The organism is Streptococcus sp. HMSC061D10, from assembly GCF_001808865.1.
GTDB lineage: Bacteria > Bacillota > Bacilli > Lactobacillales > Streptococcaceae > Streptococcus.
On sequence record NZ_KV795034.1, the window covers coordinates 1 to 251 of the forward strand.

The 251-nt window shown below is 54.6% G+C and carries 3 tRNA genes; all 3 read right to left on the minus strand.

The window, feature by feature from the left end:
* Position 1 precedes the first annotated feature (1 nt).
* Positions 2-74: transfer RNA gene (locus tag HMPREF2728_RS10150), tRNA-Phe, on the minus strand.
* A 3-nt stretch (positions 75-77) separates the two neighbouring features.
* Positions 78-151 (minus strand) — tRNA-Met (locus HMPREF2728_RS10155).
* 10 nt (positions 152-161) lie between these two features.
* A tRNA-Ser gene (locus tag HMPREF2728_RS10160) sits at positions 162-251 on the minus strand.

Here is a 251-nt window from a genome sequence, read left to right on the forward strand (position 1 = left end):
ATGGCGCGAGACGGAATCGAACCGCCGACACATGGAGCTTCAATCCATTGCTCTACCAACTGAGCTACCGAGCCTTATTGCGGGAGCAGGATTTGAACCTACGACCTTCGGGTTATGAGCCCGACGAGCTACCGAGCTGCTCCATCCCGCGTTAATAATAAAGGAGGATGTGGGATTCGAACCCACGCACGCTTTTACACGCCTGACGGTTTTCAAGACCGTTCCCTTCAGCCGGACTTGGGTAATCCTCC